The organism is Eubacterium sp. OM08-24 (assembly GCF_003438075.1).
Classification (GTDB): Bacteria; Bacillota; Clostridia; order Oscillospirales; family Acutalibacteraceae; genus Ruminococcoides.
In genome coordinates this window covers 13,877-38,889 of the sequence record NZ_QSTA01000004.1, presented here as the reverse complement: position 1 = coordinate 38,889, position 25,013 = coordinate 13,877, and the positions used below count along the sequence as shown (strand labels likewise).

Annotated in this window: 19 protein-coding genes; 7 read left to right on the top strand and 12 right to left on the bottom strand. The window is 39.2% G+C overall.

Going from position 1 to position 25,013, the window contains the following annotated elements:
* The first annotated feature begins 6 nt into the window (after positions 1-6).
* Positions 7-354: a cupin domain-containing protein gene (locus DXC23_RS08035; RefSeq protein WP_242997451.1), complete on the top strand. Its 348-nt coding sequence runs from the start codon at positions 7-9 to the stop codon at positions 352-354.
* 49 nt (positions 355-403) lie between these two features.
* Here DXC23_RS08035 and DXC23_RS08030 read toward each other — a convergent pair whose 3' ends face one another.
* The gene (locus DXC23_RS08030) at positions 404-661 is read right to left on the bottom strand and encodes a hypothetical protein (protein ID WP_117705599.1); all 258 of its coding nucleotides are present in this window, start codon (positions 659-661) and stop codon (positions 404-406) included.
* Positions 662-825: 164 nt separating this feature from the next.
* Here DXC23_RS08030 and DXC23_RS08025 point away from each other — a divergent pair, with 164 nt between their 5' ends.
* From DXC23_RS08025 to DXC23_RS08015, 3 genes are all read left to right on the top strand, one after another.
* Positions 826-1,728 (top strand): glycoside hydrolase family 25 protein, encoded by a 903-nt coding sequence (locus DXC23_RS08025; RefSeq protein ID WP_117705598.1) that lies wholly within the window; start codon positions 826-828, stop codon positions 1,726-1,728.
* Between the two features lie 43 nt (positions 1,729-1,771).
* A complete protein-coding gene (locus tag DXC23_RS08020; protein ID WP_117705597.1) occupies positions 1,772-2,227 on the top strand; it encodes an S-ribosylhomocysteine lyase in 456 nt (151 codons plus the stop codon).
* 171 nt (positions 2,228-2,398) lie between these two features.
* Positions 2,399-3,934, top strand: coding sequence for a M23 family metallopeptidase (locus DXC23_RS08015; RefSeq protein ID WP_117705596.1), 1,536 nt, complete (start codon positions 2,399-2,401; stop codon positions 3,932-3,934).
* 821 nt (positions 3,935-4,755) lie between these two features.
* Here the strand turns inward: DXC23_RS08015 and DXC23_RS08010 are convergent.
* The 3 genes from DXC23_RS08010 to DXC23_RS08000 all read right to left on the bottom strand — a co-directional run bounded on the left by DXC23_RS08010 (position 4,756) and on the right by DXC23_RS08000 (position 8,882).
* A complete protein-coding gene (locus DXC23_RS08010; protein ID WP_117705595.1) occupies positions 4,756-5,268 on the bottom strand; it encodes a shikimate kinase in 513 nt (170 codons plus the stop codon).
* Position 5,269: 1 nt separating this feature from the next.
* Positions 5,270-6,712, bottom strand: coding sequence for a pyruvate kinase (pyk, locus tag DXC23_RS08005; RefSeq protein WP_158552516.1), 1,443 nt, complete (start codon positions 6,710-6,712; stop codon positions 5,270-5,272).
* 193 nt (positions 6,713-6,905) lie between these two features.
* Complete coding sequence (locus DXC23_RS08000) at positions 6,906-8,882, bottom strand: CotH kinase family protein (RefSeq protein WP_117705593.1); 1,977 nt, start codon at positions 8,880-8,882, stop codon at positions 6,906-6,908.
* A 166-nt stretch (positions 8,883-9,048) separates the two neighbouring features.
* Here DXC23_RS08000 and DXC23_RS07995 point away from each other — a divergent pair, with 166 nt between their 5' ends.
* Positions 9,049-9,900: a cohesin domain-containing protein gene (locus tag DXC23_RS07995; RefSeq protein ID WP_117705592.1), complete on the top strand. Its 852-nt coding sequence runs from the start codon at positions 9,049-9,051 to the stop codon at positions 9,898-9,900.
* A 391-nt stretch (positions 9,901-10,291) separates the two neighbouring features.
* Here DXC23_RS07995 and DXC23_RS07985 read toward each other — a convergent pair whose 3' ends face one another.
* The 4 genes from DXC23_RS07985 to DXC23_RS07970 form a co-directional block, all read right to left on the bottom strand.
* The gene (locus DXC23_RS07985; protein WP_117705590.1) at positions 10,292-11,650 is read right to left on the bottom strand and encodes a citrate/2-methylcitrate synthase; all 1,359 of its coding nucleotides are present in this window, start codon (positions 11,648-11,650) and stop codon (positions 10,292-10,294) included.
* A gap of 232 nt (positions 11,651-11,882) precedes the next feature.
* Entirely contained in the window at positions 11,883-14,144 is a 2,262-nt protein-coding gene (locus DXC23_RS07980) for an alpha-amylase family glycosyl hydrolase (protein WP_117705589.1), read from the bottom strand.
* Positions 14,145-14,394: 250 nt separating this feature from the next.
* Complete coding sequence (locus tag DXC23_RS07975) at positions 14,395-15,213, bottom strand: Cof-type HAD-IIB family hydrolase (RefSeq protein WP_158552513.1); 819 nt, start codon at positions 15,211-15,213, stop codon at positions 14,395-14,397.
* Positions 15,214-15,417: 204 nt separating this feature from the next.
* A complete protein-coding gene (locus DXC23_RS07970) occupies positions 15,418-16,509 on the bottom strand; it encodes a Tim44-like domain-containing protein (protein WP_158552511.1) in 1,092 nt (363 codons plus the stop codon).
* A gap of 322 nt (positions 16,510-16,831) precedes the next feature.
* Between DXC23_RS07970 and cysK the strand changes: the two genes are divergently transcribed.
* Positions 16,832-17,764, top strand: a complete 933-nt coding sequence (cysK, locus tag DXC23_RS07965) for a cysteine synthase A (protein WP_117705586.1) — start codon at positions 16,832-16,834, stop codon at positions 17,762-17,764.
* Positions 17,765-18,068: 304 nt separating this feature from the next.
* Here cysK and DXC23_RS07960 read toward each other — a convergent pair whose 3' ends face one another.
* Entirely contained in the window at positions 18,069-18,506 is a 438-nt protein-coding gene (locus DXC23_RS07960) for an Rrf2 family transcriptional regulator (protein WP_117705585.1), read from the bottom strand.
* 457 nt (positions 18,507-18,963) lie between these two features.
* Here DXC23_RS07960 and DXC23_RS07955 point away from each other — a divergent pair, with 457 nt between their 5' ends.
* On the top strand, positions 18,964-20,262 hold the full coding sequence (locus DXC23_RS07955) for an O-acetylhomoserine aminocarboxypropyltransferase/cysteine synthase family protein (protein ID WP_117705584.1): 1,299 nt from the start codon (positions 18,964-18,966) through the stop codon (positions 20,260-20,262).
* A 176-nt stretch (positions 20,263-20,438) separates the two neighbouring features.
* On the opposite strand, the gene nrdG is transcribed toward DXC23_RS07955, so the two are convergent.
* The 3 genes from nrdG to DXC23_RS07940 form a co-directional block, all read right to left on the bottom strand.
* Positions 20,439-20,954, bottom strand: coding sequence for an anaerobic ribonucleoside-triphosphate reductase activating protein (gene nrdG, locus DXC23_RS07950; protein ID WP_117705583.1), 516 nt, complete (start codon positions 20,952-20,954; stop codon positions 20,439-20,441).
* Between the two features lie 2 nt (positions 20,955-20,956).
* Complete coding sequence (locus tag DXC23_RS07945) at positions 20,957-23,323, bottom strand: anaerobic ribonucleoside triphosphate reductase (protein WP_117705582.1); 2,367 nt, start codon at positions 23,321-23,323, stop codon at positions 20,957-20,959.
* A gap of 375 nt (positions 23,324-23,698) precedes the next feature.
* Positions 23,699-24,892, bottom strand: a complete 1,194-nt coding sequence (locus tag DXC23_RS07940) for a cation diffusion facilitator family transporter (protein WP_117705581.1) — start codon at positions 24,890-24,892, stop codon at positions 23,699-23,701.
* Positions 24,893-25,013 lie beyond the last annotated feature (121 nt).

The window sequence follows — 25,013 nt, the reverse complement described above, 5'->3', positions numbered from 1 at the left end:
TTTTAAATGGAAATGTTATTTAAAAACGGGAAAATGAAAAATATCAGCAAATCCCAGGTGCTTGCATTAAAAGACGAAGTTGCATATCAGGACGGAATGGTTGTAAGCAAAACCTTGGTTCAAAATGACGCAGTCAGCGTTACCTTGTTTGCTTTTGACAAAGGTGAGGAAATCAGCACTCACGAATCAGGCGGTGACGCATTTGTAACCTGTCTTGACGGCGTTGGTAAAATTACAATTGACGGCATTGAGTATATTTTAAATGAGGGCAAGTCAATAGTTATGCCTGCCAGGCACCCACACGCTGTATTTGGCGAGGAACGCTTTAAAATGCTCCTTATGGTTGTATTCTGATTTTTACAAACTAAAAATAGCAGTTGTACCGATTATTCCGATACAACTGCTATTTATTTTTTAAAACGGATTTTTTTATTTCAGTTTTAAGCCGCTCAAGCGGGGTGTCCTTTTTATCTATAATCTCTCTTGCAGAAAGCACCTTTGGAGCAAGGTTAGATGCGCCGGGCTGCGAATGCATTTGCAAAGTTATATTCTCGTGCTGAATAAGCGCAAAAAGCTGACTTAACGACACACAGTCATCAATAGCTTTGATAAGCTCTTTTTTAGGCTTTTTGGCATAGCCGGTAACCTTTGCAGCATTCATAATCCCTACTCCTTTCCTTAATGTGAGTTATATTGTTGCAGTATACTGTTCTATTATACTTAATTTTCACAATATTTTCAATATAAATTTTGACTTATTTTATTTACAGAAATTTATTTTTGTGTTATCCTGTCATTAATAAATACAAAACAGGAGTTTTTATAATGAAAAAAATCAAATACATACTTATTTCGGCTCTACTCGTCAGCACTACTGCATTGTCGGGTTGCGGCGGAAACAGCGAGAGTAAAACTCAGCAAAGCTCTTATACCCCCACTCCTACCGATACAACGGTTAAAACAACAGGGGAAAAAATCTTAATTAATGACTCAACACTCGGAGAAATTTGGATAACAGAGCTTGAGGGTGTGACAAAAAACACACTTGACAAAAATAATTTTTCTGCCGATGCTAACTTTAAGTATTACAATGAAAACGGCAAAGCCGCATCAACCGAGGGCATTGATGTTTCCGATTACAACGGCACTATTGATTGGAAAAAGGTTAAAGACTCGGGAATTGACTTTGCTATGATACGAATTGGCGGCAGAGGCTACGGTACTGAGGGCACTTTATATCAAGACGAAAGCGCAATCAAAAACATTACCGAAGCTAAAGACAACGGAATAAAAGTTGGCGTGTACTTCTTCTCTCAGGCAATTAACACAGAAGAGGCTATCGAGGAGGCTAACTATGTAAAGGAAATTCTCGGTGACATAAAGCTCGACTACCCTGTCGCCTATGACTGGGAAATTGTTAAGGATGATGACGCAAGAACCGATAATGTATCTGCATATGAGGCAACAGAGTGTGCAAGAGCGTTCTGTCAGACTGTTGAATCATACGGATATACCGCATCTATCTACTCGCCGAGTCGAGAGCTTTACTTTAAATATGACCTTTCAAGATTGAAAGATTATGACATTTGGTACTGCGAATACAGCGATACACCGGAATTTTACTACCAATTCTCAATGTGGCAGTACACAACCGCAGGCAAGGTTGACGGCATAGACGGTGAAGTAGACCTTAATATCTGCTTTACAAACATTGCCGATTACGCATAAAACTGCTGTATAAAGTTACTATATAATGAAAGAGGTTTTTATAATGGAAAAAATTGCAAGTTTTCAGGTAAACCACGATACACTTGAACCGGGCGTTTATGTATCCCGAATTGACGGCGACATTACAACATATGATATGAGATTTATAAAGCCGAATACTCCGCCGTTTTTGCCAAATCCCGTTATGCATACTATTGAGCATCTTTTTGCTACCTATGCGCGCAACAGCAAATATGCGGATAAGGTAATTTATTTTGGCCCTATGGGATGCCGTACAGGATTTTATTTTCTTGTAAGGGATATGTCGCAGGATGATGCACTTGCACTTATAAAAGAAACTGTTTTAAAGTGCAAGAACCATACAGGCGAAATTCCCGGAAATACTGCCGCAGAGTGCGGGAATTACAAGGAACATAACTTTGAGGGCGCTATAAAGGCATTAAATAAATATTACGATAAGTTAAAAGATTTAACGGTTGATAACTTAAAGTATAATTGATTATGAGAATTATTGTGTCTGTTGCATAATTACGACTGTTATATTTGTGCTAAATACTGGATAAGGTTACGGTTTTTAATTCTTCTATTGCAATTTTGTTACTATTTGTTATAATAATAGTGTTAAGTTTGTTACAAAAATGTAACGGTTAATGAGATAGGAGAAATTATTTTGAGTACAAAGTTCATTGGCAAGGACGGCTACAAAGAAATCGAAAGCCTTCCTTTTACAAGGCGCAAACCTCAACAGCTTAATACCGCTCAGAAAACTGTTCGATTTATAAAGAGAGCGGCTGCACTCGCAGCAAAGAAATTCAAAATTAAATCAACAAGAAAGGTTACCGTAACAAGAAAAGTTACAAAGCCTGTTATCAGAAAGCAGAGCAGATCTGTTGCAAATGCAAGACCTGTTGTGCAGACAAGTTCAAAAAGAGCAGAAATCTGCTATTTTGACAAACGATACAGTGCCGCAAGACAGGGCATTGGTTTTAATGATAACAGCAGGCCGCTAAAACTTGTTACAACCACACGAAATGTAACCGACAGAAAATACGCACACGCAGCACCTGTTTCTAAAACAAAGGTACACGAGGCGTTAAAAAAGAAAGCTATGCTTGCATCTGTTGCCTGCTTTACAGCGGTAATGATTGGTTTTGCATCGGGCGCAAGCGCAGTTTCTGTTCCTATGGAAACTAAAGCAACGGCACAAAGCGCAAAATCTTCAAACTATTCATATGTTGACTATACTTCAGATAAATTTTCAAGTATAGCAACAGCAGACGAGGCAACCAATATAGCCGAAAAAACTGTTGCAAATGCCGTTCTCAGCAATAACATTGGCGCTGAGCTTTCAGCACTTTACATTAATGGCAAGAAAATCGGAGTTACAGGAGAAACATCTGCCCTCGGCAATGCGTTAAATAAAATTTTATCTGACGCTAAAGAGGGTTATGACGAAAATACTACCGCTGATTTTGCAAATACAGTAAAAATTATCAACGGTAAATTCCCGAATGAAACCGTACTTACGGCAGATGAAGTTATTGAGCTTGCTAAAGATTACCTTTATGTGGCTGTTACTACTGATGTTACCGATACAATCAGCCTTAATTACGATACTCAATACGATTATGACGATTCAAAGAGCAACACCTACAGCGAAACCAAGCAAGAAGGCGAAAACGGCGAGGCTGAAGTAACCTACAAGGTAACATATATAAACGGAGAACAGACAAATTCTGTTGAAACAGCAAGAAATGTTACAAAAGAGCCTAAGAACGAGATAATTGTTCAGGGCACAAGCGAAGCTCCGTCATACGAGGCAACAGGTTCGTTTATGTGGCCTGTTCCCTACACCCACAACATTGTAAGCTACTACGGCTATCGTTGGGGCAGACTTCACTCAGGCATAGATATATCGGATGACGGCATTGGCGGTCAGGATATAGTTGCATCTGACGGCGGTACTGTAACATGGGCAGGATATGACGATTCGGGCTATGGCAACTATGTAATAATTGACCATGGCAACGGTTACTACTCACTTTACGGCCATTGCAGTGCAGTTGCGGTAAGTCAGGGCGATAAAGTATACAAGGGACAAACTATTGCATATGTAGGTTCAACAGGCGACTCAACAGGTGATCACTTACACTTTGAGATAAGAAGAAGTGAAACAGACCGCCTTGACCCTATGGAATTTCTTTAATAAACAGCTAAGGCAATACTGCAAATGAGCGGTATTGCCTTTTTATAAAAAATTTTTATTTTATTTTTGAAAAGCTAATATTTGTCCTTGTTTTGTCATTGTCTGTATGTTATTATATGTGTGTAAGATAAAGAAACACAAAACTTACATTAAATAGCTAATAACTTGATTTTCGTAGAAATTTTCCTCTCTCTTTTTTATTAAGCATTACGCCCGACTTTGGTCGGGCTTTTGCTTTTTATTGCGATTTCACTTATTTTCAGTCGGGTAGCAAACCTTTAAAAAGCAACGGACTATCCGTCCCGAATTTAAAAGGTTGTGGGTGTGGGCAACACCCACAAATGCTTTTTACTATCGTAAACTTTGATAGCCAAACGGCTTGCCGTTTGGCGGTTTGAACATAACGGCGAAAGCCAAAAAATGCGACAGCAACAAAGGAAAAGCCACGCTACTAAAACAACTAATTTGCCACTTTTCAAGGGCAAATCAGCCACACACGCAGACTTTTGTATCCTTTAGAATATCTTTTCTCTAAGACTGCTAATATGCAACTTTCTTAATCCCTGCCGCTCATTAGTCTTAATTTTTGTTTTCTACTAAAGTCTTGAGTAATCTAAAATTTAGTTATTCTATGATATAAATTCAACCGTTTATTTTTTATTGAAAATAAGTTATTTTTACTGTTTTATGGGCTCCGCCCAAACCCGCAACCCTTTTTAAAGGGTTGACCTAAATTTTATGTTTTCTGCCATTTCTTTGCGTAAAACCGCAATTTATTCATAATCACAAAACAAAAGCACCGATTTTCGGTGCTTTTGCTTTTACTTATGTAAATTTAATTTTTCCATAATTTTATCAACGGTTTCTTCAAGGTTTGCCGCATTCTCAAAATCAACTGTTACATCTGCATATTTTTCATAAAGAGGTGTTCTCTCTTTAAAAACATCGTTAAGAGTTTCGCCGTCTTTAAAAGCAATTCCCCTTGTCGCTACATTTGTAACCCTGCGTATGATTTCATCAATCGGCACATTAATATACACAACCGTACCGATTTTCTTCAAATGTTCCATACCTTCTGCGCTAAGTACCATTGAGCCGCCTGTTGCCACAACTGTTTTCTCGCAGTCAAGCTCTTTGCCTACTTGATTTTCAATTTTCAAGAAAGCATTATAGCCGTCCTGATCAAGTATCTTTTGCAGTTTTTTGCCTGTTTTCTTAGTAATAATCAAGTCCAAATCCACAAAAGAATATCCGCTGTATTTTGCAAGCAGAACACCAAGCGTACTCTTACCCGAACCTGGCATTCCTATAAGTATAATGTTATTGTTATTCATATTATAAAATCCTTACATTGAGAGAGTCTGTGCTTGAAGTCGGTGCAGTTCTGTTTGATGAAATTACAACAACAATATCGCCCTTCTTAAAGTAACCTGTACTGAGTGCCTTTTCCATCGCCTGCTTTGTAATCGCATCCGAGGTTTTCTTCTCCTCGCCGATAAGCGCTGTAATGCCCCAGTTAAGGCAAAGCTTTTTACATACAAGTGAAGAAGTAACAACCGCAATTATCGGAACATCCGGACGGAAATGTACCATTGCTCTTGCAACCTTACCTGTTGCACTCTCAACAATAATAGCTCTTGCACCAACCTGATGAGCAATATCTCTTGCCGCACGGCAAATACTGCCTCTGATTGGGTTGCTGTCCTGAATACTGTGATGTTCGATATAGTCTTTAAGAGCTGTAAACTCACCGTTCTGCTCTGCCTCAAAGCATATAGCGTCAAGAGCCTCAACACTTTCAACAGGGTACTTACCTGCGGCAGACTCACCCGAAAGCATAACTGCGCTTGTACCGTCATATACAGCATTGGCAACATCGCTGATTTCAGCTCTTGTAGGACGAGGTGAAGAAGTCATACTCTCAAGCATTTGAGTTGCTGTAATTACATATTTACCTCTTGCAACGCACTTTCTGATAAGTGTTTTCTGAATTTCAGGAAGTTTAATAAACGGAATTTCAACGCCCATATCACCTCTGGCAACCATAATGCCGTCAGCGCAATCTATAATGGCGTCCATATCGTCAACACCGCTCTGATTTTCAATCTTTGCGATGATTTCAACATATTCAAATCCAAGGCTGTCGATAAAATCTCTTAATGTTTTAACATCTTCGTGTGTACGCACAAACGATGCAGCAACTACATTTGCGCCGTGAGAAAGACCAAATTCAATGTCTTTTCTGTCCTGAGCGCTTACATAAGGCATATTGATATGGTAGCCCGGAATATTAATGCTCTTTCTGTTTTTAAGTGTGCCGCCCTTAACTACTTTGCAAATGATTTCGTTAGGAGTCATACTGTCAACAACTATTGAGATAAGACCGTCATCTAATAATAATTCTCTGCCTATTGCCGCTTTGCCGTCGGCATTGAACAAATCAACAAGCTTAGGGAAAGAAATTGCCACGCCTGTTTCGTCACCGACTTCTTTATTCTTGCAAAGGCTGAAAAGCTGACCTTCATCAAGTTCTATACTGCCGTTTTCAAATGTGCATACTCTTACTTCCGGACCTTTTGTATCAAGAAGAATTGACACAATTTTTCCGCTTTCGGCAATAGCTTCTTTGAGAACATTAAAAGTGTTTTCCAAATCGTCATATGCTCCGTGTGACATATTGATACGAGCAACATTCATACCTGCGTTGATCATCTCAAGCAAGGTTTCTTTATTGTTGCAGGCAGGACCAATGGTACAAACAATTTTAGTCTTTCTCATAATAACCTCCATAATAAAATCAAATACTATCCTCAATAATACCCAAAATTTCCACAAATACATTATATACCATTACCGTAAGTTTTTCAATAAATTTTGTGTAAATTTATAATTAAATAATAGAAATATGACTTTTAAAAAGCAAAATACCGCTTGAAATCTTCCGAAATCAAGCGGTATAAAAATTTAAATTTTATTGTGCAATTATCAGCTGTAAAGCTGTGACATCTCTTACATCAATAATGCCGTCTTTGTTATTATCAGCCATTTTCACTCCCTCAGCGTCAAGTGTACCGCTGTTGGCAATGTAAAGCTGAAGTGCGGTTGCATCACGAACATCTACAATTCCGTCATTGTTAAGGTCATTTTCAAGTCTTGGATTTGTCGGCTCGTACTCGTCATACATCTGACTGCTAAGCCAAGCCGCACGGCTTGTAAGCCAATCGGCACAATAATTGTACATTCCGTCAAAATCGTTGCTGTACTTTGTAACAGTATTGCTTACTGTATATTTGCCTGTGGAATAGTCAAAGGTAGCTACATTGAGTTTGCTATGGTTTGCAATCCAACTGCCTGTATTAAGCAGCCAGCCGCTCTTATAGTTCATCTCGGCACTGCCCTTAATATAGCTGTAATAAACATCCGATGAGTAAATCTCGCCCTCGCTTACGCCGCTTGACATAAATGTCTGCATAGCAGGCACAAAATCCTCAAACCAAACCTGCGGAGCTGCCGCAAGAACAGCCTTATTTCTTGAAATAAGGTTCATAACATTATTAGTGTTTCGGCTGTTTTTGTCTTTTCCCTTATACTTGCACCACCAGCCACTGTACTGTTCGTAATCATTTACACCTATATTGCCGAGTTCCCACTCAACGCCCTTTGCGTTGCCAAGTGAGTTATCGTAGTCCCATACAGGTGAACCAAAGAATTTCCAATCGCCGTTTTCGTCCTGCTTATATGTAAAGTAAAGGCTTGAAACACCGGAATCCCAGTTTTTGCCGAGCTCGTTTATAAGGTAAATTTTTGTTACGGAATCAACATCGGCATAATCGGCAAGATTTGCACTTGAGCTTTTGATTGCGTTATAAAAAGCGTCAAACTTTTCTTTTACATAATTCTTAACTTCATTGTAGCCTGTATCTCCTGGTGCAAGCTCAGGAGTTTTTATTGTAATCGGATTACCGCTTGATGAATTAAAGTGGTAATCGTCATCGTTTGCGCTTGCGTCAACCTCGCATACAAATTGGAAGTTTTCATTGATTGAGCCGTCCTTGTTAAGGTATCCTTTATCATCAATGTCGCTTAAAAGATTTGTCTTACCTGTATCAATCTTCTGGCACATCTGATATGAACCCCAATAATAGCCGTCTGAATAAAAATCAACATAACGGGAATCTGAGGCATACGGCATATCTACCGCATCAGAAAGGTCATATAAAAATCTGTTTCTTGAAAGAGAATCGTCCTGATAGTTTGCAAGCATAGAAAATTTCTTGCACTTATCCATCGAACCGATTGTTACATTATCCTTGAAAGTAATGTTGTAAGGCTTTTTAGCCTTGCCCCATGTTGAGTTGCCTCTGCCCTTGATTTTCTTTACATCGGCTGTTTCAATTGTGCCGTCTGCATCGATAATTGCGGCTGTTGCGCTTGCCGAATTGCTCTTATCGCTGTTGAGGTAAGTCATAAGCTCTGTGCCGTTGCCGTCTGCATTATCATTATTAATATATACGGCTGACTCTGCGGTTGACTTCATAAAAACTAATTTAAAATTCTTACCGCCTGCTCTTACCGAATATTCCTCATTTGTTTTGTAATGAACAGATGCAGTGCTGTTTGGCTCAATCTTAACGCCGTTGACAGTAATTGCCGATGAGTAAGCATTGTAAATATCTACCTTTTCACTGTCTGCCGATGACGGAAGGAAAAAGTATTTTTTGTCACTGTTTTTCTCGTTAAAATCTTCGTCATGTTCACTTTGCCAGCTCTGCCAAGCCTGTGTATCCTCTGAATTTAAAACAGCGTGAGCGTACAAAGCGTCATATGTCTTAAATTGCGGAGCAGATACAGAAGAATCGTTTGTCTGAGCTGCAAATGCGGAAAGTGAAAATCCTGTTGTAAGCATAACAGCAGAAAGTCCTACTGCAATAATTTTTGCTAATTTCATTTCAAACACTCCTAAAAATTCATTCAGTTTTCACATATTAATTGTATCATAGTAAAAATCAAATTACAATGTCAAATTTTGCAAATTATTATTTAATATTTACGCTTTATTTTTATAATATATTTTGCTATAATAGAAACAATAACATTAGATAAGGAATGATTTTATGAATAATTCAAACCACAAAGCAAAGAAATTTTCTGTTGCTCTTTTAGTGGCTTTACTTGCGGTTTCCACATCTTTTGCAAGTGTAATGACCGGTTGTGGCAGTAAAAATGAAAGCTCGGCAGCATCTGCAACAGTAGCCGATACCTCTGCCGCTAATGCCAAAAACACAACAGTTGCCAATGACAAATCAGAAAGCGAAGTAACTTCTGAAAGCAGCAATTCACAAAGTTCGGGTTCTGAATCAAAGTCCGAGTCTGCTCAAAGCTCTGAAAAGTCAGAATCAAGCGGCTCTTCCGATTCATCAAAAGCAAACAGCAACTCTAACAATAATTCATCAAGCAAGGCTGCAAACAACAATTCAAACAATAATTCTGGCAATAATTCGGGCAACAAATCAAATAACAATTCATCTGACAAAAACAACTCCGATGAAAAATCTAACGAAGATGTAACTCTTGACTTAAAGAAAGGTCAGACAGTAACCGTAACCTACTCTGTTAAAAGTACAGTTGTTCTCACAAATTATCAGGCACAAATCACATATGATTCATCAAAATTAAAAGTTAAATCCGCTCAGCTCCAGAAACCAGCTACAACAAATGGTATTATCAATGCAAAAATAGCCGGACAAATCAACTTCAACGGCTCTGATATAAGCACGGGCTACGATTACACAAAGGGCGGCGAGCTTGTTGTAGTTACTTTTGAGGCTACAAGCGACGGTTCATCAAAGGTTGATTGGTTATGGCAGTCAGCAAGTACACTTGATGATAAAAACAACATTGTTCTTCACATTGATGGCAACGGAAAATCAGACGGCACCGTAACACTTTCAACATCTTATAAATAAAATGTTAAAAACTCCTGCAATGCAGGAGTTTTTTAGTTTTGGTAATCAATTTTATTTTTACTTTGTTTCAGTCGAGTGGCAAGGAAAAATAAAAGCAAAAATTTCTACTCAAAAGTCAAAAAAGTTTAGTCAAACTTTTCTAAGGTTCTGGGTGTGGGCTACGCCCACAAAAAACTTCAAGCTATCGCAAATTTTTGATAGCAACAAAGGAAAAAAACACGCTACTGTAACTACTAATTTGCCGCTTTTCAAGGCCAAATCCACAACCCTTTAAAAAGGGTTGTGCAAATTTTATGTTTATTTAACTAAACTTTGCAATCTAAAGCATAATATCCAATAGCCTATACAAAAAGCGGATATCCACACAGGATACCCGCTATATTTTTATAATTTATCTTTTTTCGAGTGGAGTATAGTCTTTCATAGTTGAAATACTCATATAAGCAGGACGGATAATCTTACCGCCATTTACGATTTCCTCAAGTCTATGTGCGCTCCAACCTGCAATTCTGGCTGTTGCAAACATAGGTGTATAAAGCTCACAAGGAATGTCAAGCATACTGTAAAGCAAACCGCTGTAAAAATCGACATTGGATGCAACACCCTTGTAAATCTTACGCTTTTTGCCGATTACCTGCGGAGCGAGTCTTTCGACTCTCTCGTAAAGCTCAAAGTCCTCATCGTAACCCTCTGCCTTAGCGAGTTTCTGAACAGCACCTTTAAGAATTATCTGACGAGGGTCAGAAATTGTATAAACTGCGTGTCCCATACCGTAAATAAGACCCATTCTGTCGAATGTCTGCTTTTCGAGGATTTTTTCGAGATAATCTGCAATCTCCTCGTCATCTTTCCAGTCTTTTATATGCTCTTTAATATCTTCAAACATATAGAATACCTTAACATTTGCACCACCGTGCTTAGGGCCTTTAAGAGATGCCAAAGCGGCGGCAGTTGCCGAATAGGTGTCTGTACCTGAAGATGTTACTACATGAGTTGTAAATGTTGAGTTGTTACCGCCGCCATGCTCCATATGGAGAATAAGCGCCATATCAAGAACCTTAGCCTCAAGCGGAGTGTACTTTCTGTCAGGACGAAGTAATGACAAAATGACCTCAGCTGTTGACATAGTAGGCTCTGCACGGTGAATATAAAGGCTTTTGTCACGGAGATAATGGTTATATGCATGATAACCGTAAACGGAAAGCATTGGGAATACAGAGATAAGCTGAATGCACTGACGAAGTACATTATCAACAGATGTATCGTTAGGGTTATCGTCATAACAGAACAATGTAAGTACACTGCGGGCAATAGAGTTCATCATATCTTCACTCGGTGCTTTAAGAATAACATCACGAACAAAGTTCTGCGGTAAAGTTCTGTATTTTACAAGCAATTCCTTAAAATCTTTAAGCTGTGCGGCATTTGGCATTTCGCCAAAAAGGAGAAGATAAACAACCTCTTCAAAGCCAAAACGGTCATCCTCAAGAATACCGCCGATAATATCGTTTATGTTGTATCCACGATAATACAGCTCACCGTCACAAGGAACAAGCTTGCCGTCAACTTCTTTATTCTGAAGAATTGTGGAAATATCTGTAAGGCCTGTTAATACACCCTTACCATCAAGGTCACGAAGACCTCTCTTAACATTATACTTTGAATAAAGACTTGTATCGATCATCGAATTTGAGATCATCTTTTGTGCCAAATCGTGGATAGCCGGTGTGTTATCTGAATAACTGCCCATCAAAATCACTTCCTACAATAAATATTAGTAAATTTATAATTACCATCAAAAAACATTATATCACATTTTAAAGCAAAAGAAAAGATACAAAATGCTTTAAACTGTCTTATTTATAATTACGATTATGTCATATTTATATACATTTTAGCAATAATATTCATTTATCTGCAAATATATACAAAAAGAGGATGAATTTTACTTCATCCTCTTAGTTGTAATTATAATTATTTAATTACTTAAGATATGTACCGTTTGTACCAATCTTACCGTCAATGCCTGTGAAGCCTGAACCGCAAGCTACATAGCATCTCATGTTGGCTTTACCGATACTGCCTACTGTAAGTGTGCCGTTTGTAACAGTCTTAACATCACCTGTAACAGCATCAATATACTTGCCGTTAGGAATGTTCTTGAATGTAGCACCGCCTGAAATAGTCACAAGTGCAAGGCTGTCTACGCCTTCGCTTGAATTTGTATAACGGCGGATAAATGCCATATTACCAGTTACATAGCTGCTGTCCTTTGTATACTGACCCTTCTGGAGAGCAGGTACTGCTCTACGAATCATATTCAGCTGCTTAAGGTGAACAGCAAGCGGAGAATTAAGAGTTTCGGCAACTGTTCCCGATGCGCTATATTCACCAAAATCAGTAGCTGAAACATCACCCTCAAGGTAATCACCGAAATATGCACGACCTACAGTTGAAAGAGGAGCATTTGGACCAACATCTATGCTTAAGCCCTTTTGGAATTCAACCTCTGAACCATAGTACAAGCAAGGAATTCCACGGAATGTAAAGAGAAGTGAAAGGTTTTCTGCCCAAGCCTGAGTACCGCCATCATAACGAGTATCCATATCCGGACCGTAGTCATGAGAGTCAACATAAGTTACATTCCATGTTGAATCATTGTAATACGGATCCTCTTCAAGAGCACGGGTAAATGCGTTGCTAGCAGTAGAGAAGTTCCAATGCATTGGGAAGTCAATAACGCCTGTGCCATTGCCCTTACTGTAATCAGGAGTATGATATGTAAGACCATCAAGATAAACATTATCAGAAGTTGGCTGACCACTTGTAGTTGAATTGCTTGCATAGTGTTCGTTTGTAAGGTTTACATTTTCAAGCTGATCATCGCCGAGAGCATTGATATACTTGCTGTCTGTTTCTGCCCAAGTATAGAAAGGAGCAGAAATTGCAGGGATATTATGGTTCCAGAACTCGCTTACACGAGTACAAACCTCGCCGAATACATAGAAATTCTCTCCGCCTGTCTTAAGCCATGATGGGAAATAGAACTGGTTAAGAGTAAGTCTTGATATATGCTTTTCGGTATCCATTCTGAATGCGTCAACACCCATATTGATATAATCGCCGTAAACAGTGTTAAGATACTCTGCAACCTTTGGATTTTCTGTGTTTACATCAACGCAGTCACCGGCAATCTGTCCTGTCTGTACAGTTGGGCTTTCCCAGCTAAGGTCTTTATAATGATGATAGTTATTTTCTGTGTCATGTGAGCCTGAATCAAGAGCCTTAGTATCCTTCATTATATTAAGTCTTGCCTGATACTGATAACCCGGAGCAAGACTGTCATAGTCAGGGAATGTTTTTGCAAAATCCGAATCAGGAATCGGAACCATACAATTAACAGATTCAAGATCCTTAAGTGTATTATACTCTTTTGTAAACATAGGAGCGAGAGTAGCCTCACCAAAGTTACCTGTATGATTGATAACTATGTCCTGAACAATCTTCATACCTTTTTCATGTGCAGCATCGATAAGGTCCTGATACTTAACATCGTCACTCTCATAACGAACATCAACAGTTGAGAAATCAAATGCGTGATAGCCATGGTAGTCATAACCTGACGCATTAGATACAACAGGAGTAATCCAAATTGCACTGAAGCCTAAAGCCTTGATGTAATCAAGCTTGTCGATAAGGCCCTTAAAGTCGCCTCTCCAAGCCGGGTCTGAATCAGGGTTGTTAGCCTGCTGGTCGTCCCAACAATGAACATTGTTGCCTGTGTCACCATCATAGAAACGAGTTGTGATTACAAAGTAAATTGAATCTTCACGAAGATCCGTTCTCTTCCAATCGTCAAAATCGTCCCAAGACTTAGAAGACCATCTTCCGTTTTTGTACCACCACTCGCCGCTGTTTCTTGTTGTTTCAGCAGACTGAGTGCCGTTTGTAACAAACATCATATTGATTTTTGTTACATTGTCAAATGTGTAGCCGTAGCTGTTGTTACCCTCAGAGGTCATTTTAGGACCCGGGTAGTCTGTTGCGATATTCTGCGGAAGGCTGTTCCAATAGTAGATGTTAGGTGCGCCGTCCTCAGAATACACATGCACTTTAATACCGTCGTATTTAGCCTGAACTGACTCAGCATCGTCAACAGTAGCAGCCGAAACCGACACAATTCCCACTGTTGCCGCAATGCAGACAACGAGCATTAAAGCAATGAGTTTTTTTACCTTTGTCATAGCTTTTCCTCCATTTTCCGTTAAAACCAAAATTTAACATCTATATATAATTATAAAGTAGTTATCAATGATTTTTTTTCTGATTTAGAATTATTCGAAATCTGTGCTTCCAAACATTTAATCCTTGTTTTATGTAATTTATACAAAAAAGTGAACAAAGTGCCGTTTTTTAAAAAGCAAACAGATTTTTCGACAAAACAAAAAACTCTCCGATTAAATTCAGAGAGTTTTTATATATCACAACTACAAATTATATATTATTTTTCAAAACATATTTTTCAAGTGTTTTTGCAACTCCGTCATCATCGTTTGACTCGCAGACATAATTTGCAATCTTTTTTACATCTTCCTCTGCATTGCCCATAGCAACGCCAAGACCTGCATAACCAATCATAGTTATATCATTGTAATTGTCGCCAAAAGCAATCATCTCTTCGTTTGTAAAATCGAGTTTTTCAAGTAGCATAGGCAGCATAGAACCCTTTGTTACACCGAAAGGCATAATCTCGAGGAAGTACGGTGCGCTCTTATACACATCAAGCAAGCCGTCATAGCGTTTTGCAAGAATTTCGTTGTACTTATCAATCTCGGCAGGTTCGCCCGAAAGTAAAAGTTTATTGATTTTTTCAGGAATATTTGTCGCAAAATCTTCAACAACAACCATATCCATTTTAAGAATATCTCTTTCAACATTGGAGTAATCGTTGAGAGTGCCGCCTGTTATAATTTTTTTATCATCATAGGTATGAACAGAAAGATTTGACTCCTTCAGCACACCGAGAATATCAGAAAGATATTCCCTAGGGAAATCTTTGCTTACAATAGTTTGTCCTGTTGTGCAGTCAAGAATTTTTCCGCCATTGAAAGCCATAATGTAGCCCTCATACCGGTCAAGCAATAAATCCTTTGCAATGCTCTGAATACCCATAGGATGTCTGCCCGAGGCAATTACAACTTTTTTGCCCATTTTCTGAGCGTCAATAATCGCAAATCGTGTGCGTGGTGTAATCTCTTTTTGAGAATTTGTCAGAGTACCGTCAATGTCAAGTGCAATAATTTTGTATTCCATAATATCACCTTGTACTTTAGAAATATTGATTAACAAATCAGTTACAATATAACACACAAGCGTTAAAAATGCAAGTATTTGATACATTATGTAAAAAACAACTTTGTTTATGGCTTTATTTTGCTATCATATAAAAAATATTTACAGATTAAATGCAAAAATCGGGACCGGGAAAAATCCCGGTCCCGAACAGCAATAAGAAAATTACTGATTATTATTTGTGTTGTTTTGAGCATTATTATCTTTTTCAATGTAAATGCCCTGGTCAACAGTATCATTACGAATAGAAGAATACTCGCTGAGTACCCATGAATACTGACCTGTTGTAATTGTACTTCCGCAGTATTCACACTTGCCTGAGCTTGACATTTCAAGCGGCGCACCGCAGTTTGGACAGCTGTGCGACTTGAGTGTCTGAGTATTTGCACTTGTGGTCTTAATGCCTGAATTACGGGCAAAACGAAGTGCATATCTAAGTTCGTATCTTGCATTTGGATCGCCACGAAGAACCTGACCTGTCTTTTCGTTTATCTCGTAGTCTGTAAGACGGGCATTGAGGTAAACTGTAACATACTCAAATTCCTTATCCCTGCGATATGCTGTAAGATAGGCTGTGCTTACCGCTACATTCTCTATCTTGTTGATTACACCGTTTGCAATCTTGCGCTCAATCTGCTTTTGGGTCTGATTGTAAAGGTTATCGTGAAGATAAATTCTAACAGGCGAAAGATCACGATTGCTCCACGCATCCTGAATTGTAACATATACATATCTTGAGAATGAAAGGAAATCCTCTGCCGAGAAGTTCGGGTCTTTCTGCTTGATAAGGTCTGAAATCTCCGCCGTACGGTCAGGAAGTGTAACATTTCTGCCTGCCGACTGCTGAATTGTCTGTGATCTGCCAACAGTAGTAGTTGTTCTTTTGCTGTCCTTTTTGCCCCTTATCATGCTGTAAACAACTATACCGATAACTACAAGGAAAACAACTAACGTTCCGCCAAATCCAAGACCTTCTCCACTGCTTTCGGAACTGCTGTTGTCTGAACTGTCCCAATCGGAACTGCCGCCCCAGTCAGAGCTGCCGCCCCAATCAGAACCGCCGCCCCAATCAGAACCGCCGCCGCTGTCATAATCGTTAGAATCACCAAAGTCAAGCGGAGGTATTCCTAAGTCCGCCGATTGATTAGTATGTACCGACTGACTGTTTTCAATAACCGCCGCATTAGCCGCAGGAACAGCCGTAAACACGATTACTGCCATAAGAACAGTCAGCACAATCGAAAAACATTTTTTCAAAGTTATACACCCTCTTCTGAATTGTGAGCAAAGTTATTTGCTTATTTTTGCAGTAATTTTAACATATATTGTAAAAAATTGCAATTGCATTTACATTTTTCATTATAGAAAATGTTTATATATTTCTATACATATTGCATATAAGCAGTATATTATTCATTATTACAATTTTTTATTTATTTTAATTTTGGGTGTTGACAACGGTATATAGCGGTGCTATAATAATACCTATAATTTATGTAGGTTTAATAAGAATTAAATTTTAATTACGAAAATTACTAAAATCACTATAAAATAAATACATTACAAAGGAGATACCACCATGAAAGTTTATGAGAAAATCACTGACCTCATTGGCAGAACACCTATTATGAAACTCAATAATTACTCTGCTGCACAGGGACTTGACACACCTGTACTTGCAAAGCTTGAATATTTTAATCCGGCAGGAAGTGTTAAGGACAGAGTAGCAAAGGCTATGATTGATGACGCAGAGAAAAAAGGGTTACTTACTTCTGACTCTGTAATTATTGAGCCTACAAGTGGTAACACAGGTATCGGTCTTGCAGCTGTTGCTGCCGCAAGAGGATACAGAATTATCCTTACAATGCCTGAAACCATGAGCGTTGAACGCAGAAATCTCCTCAAGGCTTACGGTGCTGAGCTTGTTCTTACAGATGGTGCAAAGGGTATGAAAGGCGCTATTGCAAAGGCTGACGAACTTGCCAAGGAAATTCCGCACAGCTTTATTCCCGGACAGTTTGTAAATCAGGCAAACCCTGCCGCTCACTTTGCTACAACAGGCCCTGAGATTTGGGAAGATACAGACGGCAAGGTAGACATTTTTGTTGCAGGGGTTGGCACAGGCGGTACTGTAACAGGCGTTGGCAAATACCTCAAATCAAAAAATCCTAATGTAAAGATTGTTGCTGTTGAGCCGGCTACCTCACCTGTTCTTTCAAAGGGTGTTGCAGGTCCTCACAAAATTCAGGGTATCGGCGCAGGCTTTGTTCCTGAAACACTTGATACTAATGTATATGACGAAATTTTCGCAGTAGAAAACGATGACGCATTTGCAACAGGCAAGGCAATCGCTCGTGCCGAGGGTGTGCTTGTAGGTATTTCTTCGGGTGCGGCAGTATATGCGGCAACCGAGCTTGCTAAGCGTCCTGAAAATAAGGGCAAGGTAATTGTAGCACTTCTTCCTGATACAGGCGACCGTTACCTCTCAACTCCGATGTTCTCAGATAAATAATTTAACATCTATCCCCTGTAATAAATTATTTAGGAATTTTTTAACAGACCACAAAGACGGAATTTTACTTCGGCTTTGTGGTCTGTTATTTTGGGCTTTTATCAAAAGTTTTGGGAGAAATTTATGCTTTAGCTGATTATCGTTCGGGCAACAAAGTAACGCAAAAGCTAAATTTTCAAAACTAAACTTTGTGTGTTAAAACATTATTTGCCTAAACAATAAAAAACTAATTAACAAACAAAGCCATCTTTGACTGATAAAATCAAAGATGGCTTTATAATTTTTTCTATAAACTTATATACTATTATATTACATAGTCATTGCCGATGCTCTCAGTCTGACGGTCAATAATGTCTTGAATAGTGATGCCGTCAAGATACTTTGTAATAACATCATTAAGTCCCTGCCATACAGGTAAAGTAATGCATTCCTCGCTCATAGGGCAAGTATTCGGAGTGTGGTCAAGACAAGCAACAGGAGCAAGGCTGCCCTCTGTAATGCGGAGAATCTCACCTACCGTATATTGGTTAGGATTTCTTGCAAGGCGGTATCCACCCTGAAAGCCACGATTAGTAAGCAAAATATCAGCTTTATTTAAAATCGGCATAATCTGCTCAAGATACTTTTTAGAAATATTCTGACGAGCGGCAATATCCTTTAATGCAATGTAGCCGTCATTCTGGTGCATAGCCAGATCTATAAGCATTCGCAGTGCATATCTTCCCTTAGTAGAAATTTTCAAATTAACACCACCTTTTACTAAGTATTTGCAAAATTATAGCATTTATCTATAACACAATAATAACATATATTTAGTAGGTTTTCAAGGTGTTTTTTATCCGATTTCTTCTATTTTATATTTCATATAAGATTTTTTGCAAATTTTATGCTTTGAATTTGATAAATTTTGCTCTTAAAACCTACTAAACAAATATATTTTTAGAAATTTAAAAAATACTATTGACAAGAGTAAAATTATATGATAATATACAATCACATTAAACCTATGTAATTAGTAAGTTTTAGTAAAGGAGAACTCTAATGCTTATATTATTTGTAAACCTTTTAAGACAGAATTACCGATACGGACGAATGTGCAGTACCTCAGAATGTTGTTGCTGATGCAACAATTACTACTACTTTAACTTTTACTATAACATTATAACAAACTAAATTAATTATTGAAAGAGGTAACTAAAATGAGCACATTAAAAGATAGAAAATTACACTTTGAAACACTTCAGCTTCATGTAGGACAGGAATCAGCAGACCCGGTAACAGACGCAAGAGCTGTTCCGATTTACGCAACAACATCTTATGTATTCCACAACAGCCAGCACGCTGCCGATCGTTTTGCACTTAAAGATGCAGGCAACATTTACGGCAGACTTACAAACCCAACAGAAGATATTTTTGAGCAGAGAATTGCAGCTCTTGAGGGTGGTACAGCCGCTCTTGCAGTAGCATCAGGTGCAGCAGCAATTGCATATACAATTCAGGCTCTTGCTAAAGCAGGCGAAAACATTGTAGCAGCCAAGACAATTTACGGCGGCACATACAATCTTCTTGAGCACACACTTCCTGCTTACGGCATTACAACAACATTTGTAGACCCAGACGAGGAAGGCGCTTTTGAAAACGCTATTGACGAGAATACAAAGGCTCTCTACATTGAAACACTCGGCAATCCAAACGCTAACCTCATTGATATTGAGGCTCTCGCAAAGATTGCACACGCACACAATATTCCGCTTGTTGTTGACAGCACATTTGCTACACCTTACCTTGTAAGACCATTTGAGTACGGTGCAGACATCGTTGTTCATTCAGCTACAAAGTTCATCGGCGGTCACGGTACGGCAATCGGCGGTGTAATTATTGAGAGCGGTAAGTTTGACTGGGCTGCATCAGGCAAGTTCCCACAGTTTGCTGAGCCAAACCCATCATACCACGGTGCTGTATTCACACAGGCTGCTCCGGGCGCTGCATTTGTAACATACATCAGAGCAATTCTTCTTCGTGACACAGGTGCTACAATCTCTCCATTCCACGCATTCATCTTCTTGCAGGGTCTTGAAACACTTTCACTTCGTGTTGAGCGCCATGTTGAGAACACAAAGAAAGTTCTTGACTTCCTTGTAAATCACCCACAGGTTGAGAGCGTAAACCACCCATCACTTCCAAACTCACCGTATAAGGCACTTTATGATAAGTACTTCCCTAACGGCGGCGGTTCAATCTTTACTTTTGAAATCAAGGGTACAGAAGAAGACGCTAAGAAGTTCATTGATAATCTTCAGGTATTCTCACTTCTTGCAAATGTAGCAGATGTTAAGTCACTTGCTATTCATCCTGCATCAACAACACACTCACAGCTTAACGAGCAGGAGCTTGCAGAGCAGGGCATTAAGCCAAATACAATTCGTCTTTCAATCGGTACTGAGCATATTGATGATATTCTCTTCGATTTACAGGAAGCATTTGAGGCTATTAAATAATCAAATCACATAATTCAAATATTTACGGACTGCATTTTATGTGCAGTCCGTATTTTGTTTATTACGGTTTAGTGCACAGTTTAAAGCAAATAATTATAAAATACTTTGCTGCTCTAACTTTTGAAAAAATCAGCAAAACACAAAACCTGCGTTATACTCAACAACGCAGGTTTTGTTTATATATCGTAATTTTCAACTATTTGATTACTTTCAAGGCTCTTTTTCACATCAATAATACGCTGATTTCTGCTCCCTCTGAACTTAAGCATCAGGCTCTTTTCTTCAAGTATAAATCTGCCGTCTATAAGGTAATCTGTCTGCTTGAGCAAATCAAGCCACTCAGGGTGTTTATCTGCTCCCTCAAGCAATTTTTCGTATGTATAACCTGTATATGTAACCACATTATATCCGTTTTCGTGTGCAAGCCTGCCAAGCTCAGCAAATGCCTCTGCCTGACAAAACGGTTCGCCGCCCGAAAAAGTAAGTCCCTGCAAGAGCGGAAGTGACTTTGCGACATTGATTATCTTCTCAACCTTGCCATCAAATCCGCCGTCAAAGTCCCACGTTTTTTCGTTGTGACAACCCTCGCAGTGATGCGGGCAGCCCTGACAAAAGACTGTAAGTCTGAAGCCCGGGCCGTCAACTATGCTGTTTTTTATAACGCCTGAAAGTCTTATAATATCTTTACTCATAATTATGCTGTAATATCATCTGAAAAATCTTCCATACCGCAACATTCAGAAACAGAGTGCTTTACCCTATCTCTTACCTCGGCTGCCTTTGCATTGTTAAAACGCTCTGTTGTACCTACAAGGTAGCCTGTAATTCTGCGGATACGCTCAAATCCCTGACCGTTCTTAGTTTCTTTTCTGCCGCACTGTGGGCAATAATCACCGATAATACCTGTATGTCCGCAAACAGGGTCACGGTCAACGGGGTGGTTGATTGCACCGTAGCCGATTCCGCTCTCTTTCATACAACGGATAACAGCCTCGAATGCGTCAATGTTCTGTGACGGGTCACCGTCAAGCTCAATGTATGAAATGTGACCGCCGTTTGTAAGGTTGTGGTACGGAGCCTCAATCTTAATCTTATCAAAAGCAGAAATATTGTAATATACAGGCACATGGAATGAGTTTGTATAATACTCTCTGTCTGTAACACCCGGAATAATTCCAAAACGCTCTTTATCAATTCTTACAAATCTGCCCGACAAGCCCTCTGCAGGAGTACCGATAACACCGAAGTTAAGTTTGTACTTCTCGGTAGCCTCGTTCATCTTCTTTCTCATATAGCCGACAATTTCAAGGCCGAGCTTTTGTGAAGTTTCGCTCTCGCCGTGATGTTTGCCTGTAAGAACCACAAGACACTCGGCAAGTCCGATAAATCCGATTGTGAGTGAGCCGTGCTTTAAAACATCTCTTACAGAATCGTTAGGAGTAAGCTTGTCGCTGTCAAGCCAAATACCCTGACCCATAAGGAAAGGATAGTTTCTTACCAACTTCTGACACTGAATTTCAAAACGCTCAAGGAGCTGACCGACAACGAGATCGCACATTCTGTCAAGCTGTTCAAAGAAGAAGTCAATATTTTTATTTGAAAGAATTGCAAGTCTTGGAAGGTTAATTGAAGTAAAGCTAAGGTTTCCTCTGCCGTATGTAATCTCTCTGTCAGGATCGTAAACATTGCCCATAACTCTTGTACGGCAGCCCATATATGCAACCTCTGTTTCAGGATGACCCGGCTTATAGTACTGGAGATTGTAAGGTGCATCAATGAATGAGAAGTTCGGGAAAAGTCTTTTTGCAGAAACTCTCATTGAGAGCTTGTACAAATCGTAGTTCTTATCCTCCGGATTGTAGTTTATACCCTCTTTTACCTTGAAAATCTGAATTGGGAAAATAGGTGTTTCACCGTTGCCAAGACCTCTTTCGGTAGCATAAAGAAGATTCTTCATAACAAGTCTGCCCTCAGGAGATGTGTCTGTACCGTAGTTAAGCGAGCTGAACGGAATCTGTGCGCCTGCTCTTGAATGCATTGTGTTAAGGTTATGGATAAGTGCCTCCATAGCCTGGAAAGTAGCCTTATCTGTTTCAGCCTCGGCATGTTTAAACGCAAAACGCTGAATTTTCTCGGCAACTCTGTCTTCAAACTTTTCTTTAAGAAGTGCAAGCTCCTCCTTTTTATAATTAGGAGTCTGATTTTCGAGTGTCGGCCATTCGCCGCTTGCCTCCTCTGCCTTTTCGCAGATTTCTTTTACTACAGCGTCAGGATCTTCGGCATCTGTCAAAAGTTCAATTGCTCTTTCAAGATTGATTCTGTAACGCTTTCTGTATGTTTTCTTAACGCCCGGAGCCATTGAGTAATCAAAGTTAGGCACACTCTGACCGCCGTGCTGGTCATTCTGGTTAGACTGAATTGCAATGCAGGCAAGTGCCGAATATGATGCAATGTCATTAGGCTCTCTTAAATAGCCATGACCTGTTGAAAAACCGCCCTTAAAAAGGCTTACAAGGTCAATCTGGCAACAAGTTGTGGTAAGTGTAAAGAAATCAAGGTCATGAATATGAATGTCGCCGTCACGATGAGCCTTAGAATACTTAGGGTCAAGAATATACATCTCGTTAAACTGCTTAGCACCCTCTGAGCCGTATTTGAGCATTGTGCCCATTGCGGTGTCGCCGTCAATGTTTGCATTCTCTCTCTTTACATCGTTATCTTTTGCTGATTTAAAAGTAAGGTCCTCATAAATCTTCATCAGCTTTGTGTTCATTTCACGAACTCTTGTACGCTCGGCACGATAAAGGATATATTCCTTGGCTGTTCTTGCGTGTCCGTTTTCAATAAGTACCTTTTCTACTGCGTCCTGAACCTGCTCAACAGTAGGAGCTTTATCTCCACATTTTTTCTCAAGTAAATCGGCTACCTGTAACGAAAGAGCCTTTGCGGCGTCATAATCATTGCCGCCGATTGCCTGTGCAGCCTTATAAATGGCTTGTGTTATTTTTTCTGTGTCAAAATTCGCTTCTCGTCCGTCACGCTTAATAATTGTAGTTATCATTTTTGTTCCTCCCGTATTCATCATTCATATATTTAACTATATTTAGTATTAATTTAAAAAGTTTTACTATATGTTGTGGTATGTGTGTTACCGAACACAAGTCTTATTCTATCATAAACAGGCATTTAATTCAACCGTCAAACTGACAAAAACAGATTTTATTATTTGTTTAATTTGAGCAATTTTTCGGGAATAATTGCAAATTAGAATATTACAAAAATTTTCTATAATATGTGACGGTTTGCTGTTGCCACCACAATATATTGTATATTGTCTTAGTTATCAAATACTGACAATCAATCCAAATAAAAAGCAATCAAGCGATTTTCAAAACTCACTTGATTGCTTTAATAATAATTATAATCGCCCTATGGCTTACAGCTTAAAACTTCCGCCACCCTCAAGGCAGATTTTATCTATATGTATTATAGGGATAATTTTTGCATCAATCTGCGCTATTTTTTCCTTTACCGCACTCAGTGCCTCAGCCTCTTTGAGCTTGCACTCGGGCGGAACTACAAGGTCAAACAGTACTCGCTGATATTCCTCGCCTTTTACAATTCTAAAATCGTGCAGACTTAGTGCGCCGTCAATATCTGCCAGCGACTCGCTGATTTTTTCTTTTAATTCAATCGTATATTCGTCCGATACGGCAATCGGGTCCATATGAATTGTTACCACGCAATTATACTTTGACTGAATTTTTCTTTCAAGCCTGTCGATTACATCGTGAGCTTTCATAATATCCACATCATACGGAACTTCTGCGTGAAACGAAACTATACATCTGCCGGGGCCGTAATCGTGAATAAGCAAATCGTGAATACCTGTAATAAGCTCGGTAGAAAGTACGGTTTCTCTTATTTCATCAATAAATTCGGGATCGGGAGTATTGCCGAGCAACGGTGAAAGGCTCTCTTTAAAGGTGCTTATGCCTGTATATAAAATAAAGCCTGCAACGGCACAGCCGAGCCAGCCGTCAATATTCACACCTGTTACGGCAGAAATTCCCAAGCCGATGAGGACAACCGAGGTTGCAATGCAGTCGGTGAGTGAATCCATTGCCGTAGCTTTCAGAGTGGCTGATGAAATCTTCTTTGACATTGCCCTGTTAAAGAAAAACATCCATAATTTTACACATATTGAGCCAATTAGAATACAGATTGACAGCAGGGTTATAGCGGTAGTTTCATCAGGAGTGAATATCTTTTTAATCGAGGATTTTAAAAGCTCTGCACCCACAAGGATAATTGCACACGATATTCCCAAACCCGCCACATATTCATATCTGCCGTGACCGTAGGGATGTTCTTCATCGGCAGGTCTGTTGGCAAGTTTAAATCCCAAGAATGTTACAACCGAACTGCCTGCATCAGACAAGTTATTGAATGCGTCTGCCGTTACCGAAATTGAGGCGGTGAGTATTCCCGACAAAAGCTTTGCGCCAAACAGAACAAGGTTAAAAATTATTCCGACAACACCCGAAAAATTACCGCAAGCCGTACGAACCTGCGGATTTTTTATGTCATCATAATTTTTTATAAACTTTGAAAGCACTAAATCCAACAAATAAAAACACCACTTAACAAATAAAATACACCACAAATTGGCATTAACAATAATTTAGCACAGCACATCAAAGTTAGTCAAGAGAAACAAATCCCATCGCAGGAAAAATCTGCAATGGGAT